This window comes from Mesorhizobium sp. WSM4884 (genome assembly GCF_029625675.1).
Taxonomy (GTDB): domain Bacteria; phylum Pseudomonadota; class Alphaproteobacteria; order Rhizobiales; family Rhizobiaceae; genus Mesorhizobium.
Map to the genome: position 1 here is coordinate 1 of NZ_JARTVO010000043.1, position 4,264 is coordinate 4,264.

General features: G+C 65.7%; 4 protein-coding genes and 1 pseudogene. 2 read left to right on the forward strand and 3 right to left on the reverse strand.

The annotated features are described in order from the left end of the window. Nucleotides 1–142 precede the first annotated feature (142 nt). From P9236_RS30530 to P9236_RS30540, 3 genes and pseudogenes are all read right to left on the reverse strand, one after another. Nucleotides 143–397: pseudogene (locus tag P9236_RS30530) on the reverse strand (biotin/lipoyl-containing protein); the annotation flags it as partial. Between the two features lie 19 nt (nucleotides 398–416). Then, entirely contained in the window at nucleotides 417–1,430 is a 1,014-nt protein-coding gene (locus tag P9236_RS30535) for an alpha-ketoacid dehydrogenase subunit beta (protein WP_278078194.1), read from the reverse strand. A gap of 2 nt (nucleotides 1,431–1,432) precedes the next feature. Beyond that, nucleotides 1,433–2,665 carry a 3-methyl-2-oxobutanoate dehydrogenase (2-methylpropanoyl-transferring) subunit alpha gene (locus tag P9236_RS30540; RefSeq protein ID WP_278078195.1) on the reverse strand — a complete coding sequence of 411 codons (1,233 nt, stop codon included), beginning with the start codon at nucleotides 2,663–2,665 and terminating at the stop codon, nucleotides 1,433–1,435. A 34-nt stretch (nucleotides 2,666–2,699) separates the two neighbouring features. On the opposite strand from P9236_RS30540, the gene P9236_RS30545 reads away from it, so the two are divergent. Both P9236_RS30545 and holA read left to right on the forward strand, forming a co-directional pair. Then, complete coding sequence (locus tag P9236_RS30545; RefSeq protein WP_278078196.1) at nucleotides 2,700–2,897, forward strand: hypothetical protein; 198 nt, start codon at nucleotides 2,700–2,702, stop codon at nucleotides 2,895–2,897. A 203-nt stretch (nucleotides 2,898–3,100) separates the two neighbouring features. Then, complete coding sequence (gene holA, locus P9236_RS30550) at nucleotides 3,101–4,147, forward strand: DNA polymerase III subunit delta (RefSeq protein ID WP_278078197.1); 1,047 nt, start codon at nucleotides 3,101–3,103, stop codon at nucleotides 4,145–4,147. Nucleotides 4,148–4,264 lie beyond the last annotated feature (117 nt).

Below are 4,264 nucleotides of genomic sequence, written 5' to 3' on the forward strand. Positions count from 1 at the left end.
GCCACAAACGTCTCAAGGCACGATGGGCTGACCAAGATCTGCTCCGCATCTTCACTCATATGCGATAGCCCTACCCTTGTGGGGAGGGGTCAGGGGTGGGGGTACTCTCGGCCGTGACTTCTGCCGGCGTCGCACCCGGCACGACATTCCCTTCGCCGGCCACTTTCAGCCGCACGATCGGCGAGCCGATCGCCACCGTGTCGCCGATCTCGGCGCCGAGCCAAAGGATCTCGCCGTCGACCGGCGAGGGGATCTCGACGGTCGCCTTGTCGGTCATGACGGCCGCCAACACCGCATCTTCGCGCACCAGGTCGCCGATCTTGACGTGCCATTCGACGAGCTCAGCCTCGGCGACGCCTTCGCCGACATCGGGAAGCTTGATCACATATTCGCCCATCCTCAGGCTTCCCCCTTCTTCAAGCTTCAATCGTCTCGACGAGCGCGCGCCCGACCCTGGCGGGGCCGGGGAAATACTCCCACTCCTGCGCATGCGGATAAGGCGTGTCCCAGCCGGCGACCCGCGCCACCGGGGCCTCCAGATGGTAGAAGCAGTTTTCCTGCACCAGCGCGACCAGTTCGGCGCCGAAGCCGGAGGTCAGCGTCGCCTCATGCACGACGACGCAGCGCCCGGTCTTCTTCACCGAGACGACGATCGCGTCGAGGTCGAGCGGCAGAAGCGTCCTGAGATCGATGATCTCGGCATCGATGCCGGTTTCCGCGGCCGCGGCCTCGGCGACATAGACCATGGTGCCATAGGCAAGCACGGTGACCGCCGAGCCGGGCCTTCGTATCGCCGCCTTGCCGAGCGGGATCGTGTAATGGCCGTCGGCGACCTCGCCCAGCTCATGCTTCGACCACGGCGTCACCGGCTTGTCGTGATGGCCGTCGAAGGGGCCGTTATAGAGCCGCTTCGGCTCGAGGAAGATCACCGGATCCGGATCCTCGATCGCCGCGATCAAGAGCCCCTTGGCGTCGTGCGGGTTGGACGGCACCACCGTCTTCAGCCCGGAGACATGGGTGAACAAAGCCTCCGGGCTCTGGCTGTGCGTCTGGCCGCCGAAAATGCCGCCGCCGGTCGGCATGCGAACCACGATCGGGCAGGTGAAATCATTGTTGGAGCGGTAGCGCAGCCGCGCCGCCTCCGAGACGATCTGGTCATAGGCCGGATAGACATAGTCGGCAAACTGCACCTCCACGCAGGGCCTAAGCCCATAGGCGGCCATGCCGATGGCCGAGCCGACGATGCCCGATTCGCTGATCGGCGCGTCGAAGCAGCGGCTCTTGCCGTATTTGGCCTGCAGGCCTTGCGTGCAACGGAAGACGCCGCCGAAGAAGCCGACATCTTCGCCATAGACGATGACACGCTCGTCGCGTGCCATCGAGACGTCCATCGCGTCGCGGATCGCCTCGATCATGGTTTTTCTCGGCATGGTCAGACCCCCGCCTGCTGGCGCTGGCGCCTGAGATGCGGCGGCATCTCGGCATAGACGCCTTCGAACATGTCGCGCGTCGACGGCTTGCCGCCAGCATGCAGCGTGCCGTGGCTTTCGGCTTCCTTCTGCGCCGCGATCACCGTCTCCAGGATCTCGGCCTCCGCCTGGGTGTGGCGATCCTCCGACCAGACTTTCCTGTGGATGAGATGGTTCTTCAACCTGACGACCGGATCGCCGAGCGGCCAGGCATCGGACTCGGCCTTCGGCCGATAGGCGGACGGATCGTCCGAGCTCGAATGCGCGCCGACGCGATAGGTGACATATTCGACCAGCGTCGGCCCGAGATTGCGCCGCGCCCGCTCGATCGCCCATTTGGCGACGGCATGCACGGCGAGATAATCGTTGCCGTCGACGCGCAGCGACGGAATGCCGAAGCCGAGGCCGCGCGCCGCGAAGGTGCCGGAACCGCCGCGCGCTATGCCCTGGAATGTCGAGATCGCCCACTGGTTGTTGACCACGTTGAGCACGACCGGCGCCTTGTAGGTCGAGGCGAAAACCAGCGCCGCGTGGAAATCGGATTCCGCCGTCGAGCCGTCGCCGATCCAGGCAGCGGCGATGCGGGAATCGTTGGAGATCGCCGAGGCCATCGCCCAGCCGACCGCCTGGATGTACTGCGTCGCGAGGTTCCCGGAGATCGAGAAGAAACCGTGCTCCTTCGACGAGTACATGATCGGCAGTTGCCGGCCCTTCAGCGGATCGGCCTCGTTGGAATAGATCTGGTTCATCATCGTGACCATCGGGTAGCCGTCGGCGATCAGCAGGCCGGCTTGCCGGTAGGTCGGGAAATTCATGTCACCCGGCTGCAGCGCCTTGCGGAAGGCGCAGCTCACCGCCTCCTCGCCGAGATGCTGCATGTAGAAGGAGGTCTTGCCCTGGCGCTGCGCCATCTGCATGCGCGCGTCGAAGGTCCTGAGCGTCATCATGTGGCGCAGGCCTTCCAGCAGCTCCTCGTCGGTGAGCAGGCCCGCCCAAGGCCCGACCGCTTCGCCGGCGCGGTTGAGCACCCTGATGATGGAGAAGGCCATGTCGCGGATGGTGCGCGGATCGACATCGATCTCCGGGCGCGGCACCGATCCCGCCTTGGGAATGGTCACATTCGAGAAGTCGGGCGTGCCGCCGGGCCGAACCTCGGGCTCGGGCACATGAAAGCGCAACATTCCAGCATCGGCCATGAGCTCACGTCCTCCAATGTTGCCGGTGCGATATTTGCACATCCGTGCCGCCATTTCATCGGTCGAGATGGCGGCTGTCCTCCCGGCCATCGTCCTGACGGAGCCGATGCGGCACATGGCCGACAAGATGCAGATATGGCGGCGAAATTTCTTGTCGATGTTTTCAGGCTGCGCGCAATTTGGTGGAAGTCTGCGGGGTGATCGCCGCCAGATAATGCAATTGATGCCGTGAGGCCGGGCGCGGCCTTCCCTTCTCCCCTTGTGGGAGAAGGTGGATCGGGGCGCAGCGCCGAGACGGATGGGTACTCCAGCGAAGTGAGACGCCGGTTTTCCCTGGAACACCCCTCATCCGGCCGCTTCGCGGCCACCTTCCCCCACAAGGGGAGAAGGAGAGGACGCTGGTTCCTCGACCCCGCCTCGTGCTAACCCACCCGCATGGCACAGAAGAAAGGATACGAGGTCGATTCGTGGCTGGCGCGGCCGGACCCGGCCATGGCAATCGTCTTGCTTTACGGCCCCGACCGCGGCCTGGTCGCCGAGCGGGCGAAGACCTTCGCGGTCAAGACCGGCCTGCCGCTCGACGACCCGTTCTCGGTGGTCAAGCTGGACGGCGCGGAAGTCGACCGCGACGAAGGCCGGCTCCTCGATGAGGCGCGCACCGTGCCGATGTTTTCCGACCGGCGGCTGCTCTGGGTGCGCAACGCCAGCGGCCAGAAGGCGCTGGCCGAAGACATCAAGGCGCTGACGGCCGAGCCGGCGCCGGATGCGATCATTCTCATCGAAGCCGGCGACCTGAAGAAGGGCACGGGCCTGCGCGCCATCGTCGAGGCCGCCGGCAACGCCATCGCCTTGCCCTGCTACGCCGACGAGGCCCGCGATCTCGATTCGGTGATCGACGACGAGCTGCGCAAGGCCGGCATGTCGATGACGCTCGACGCCCGTCAGGCATTGCGACGCAATCTCGGCGGCGACCGTCTGGCCTCGCGCGGCGAAATCGAGAAGCTTGTGCTCTACGCCCACGGCAAGAAGGAGATCGACCTCGACGACGTCAACGCGCTGTCCGGCGACGTCTCCGGCGCTTCCTTCGACGATGCGGTCGACGCCGTGCTGGACGGCAAGGTCGGCGATTTCGACACCGCCTTCACCCGCCACTGCCAGTCTGGCGGCCACCCTTTCCTGGTGCTGTCCTCGGCGATGCGGCAGCTGCAGGCGATCCAGGTGATGCGCGGCCAGATGGAATCGGGCGGCCGCAACGCCGCCTCGGTCGTGGCGGGCGCCCGCCCACCGGTTTTCTTCTCGCGCCGCAAGCTGGTGGAAAAGACGCTTGAGCGCTGGAACAGCGAGGCGCTCGGCCGCGCGCTGAACCGCCTGCAGGCCGCGGTGCTGCAGACCCGCAAGCGGCCGGATCTGTCGGAAGCGTTGGCGCGCCAGGCATTGCTGGGCATTGCGGTGGAAAGCGCCAGGCTGGGGCAGCGCGGCTGATCTCCCTCCTCGAGGGGGAGATGTCGCCGAAGGCGACAGAGGGTAGTGTGCTGAGAGTTCTGCAAATTCGCTGCGAGAGGGCGGTCATGGCAGGCTGGTGATGTTCAACGTCACCGA

What these genes read in the sequence shown, in the direction of transcription:
- holA (WP_278078197.1), top strand. Translation starts at nt 3,101, where the DNA reads ATGGCACAGAAGAAAGGATACGAGGTCGATTCGTGGCTGGCGCGGCCG.
- P9236_RS30535 (WP_278078194.1), bottom strand. Translation starts at nt 1,430, where the DNA reads ATGCCGAGAAAAACCATGATCGAGGCGATCCGCGACGCGATGGACGTC.
- P9236_RS30540 (WP_278078195.1), bottom strand. Translation starts at nt 2,665, where the DNA reads ATGGCCGATGCTGGAATGTTGCGCTTTCATGTGCCCGAGCCCGAGGTT.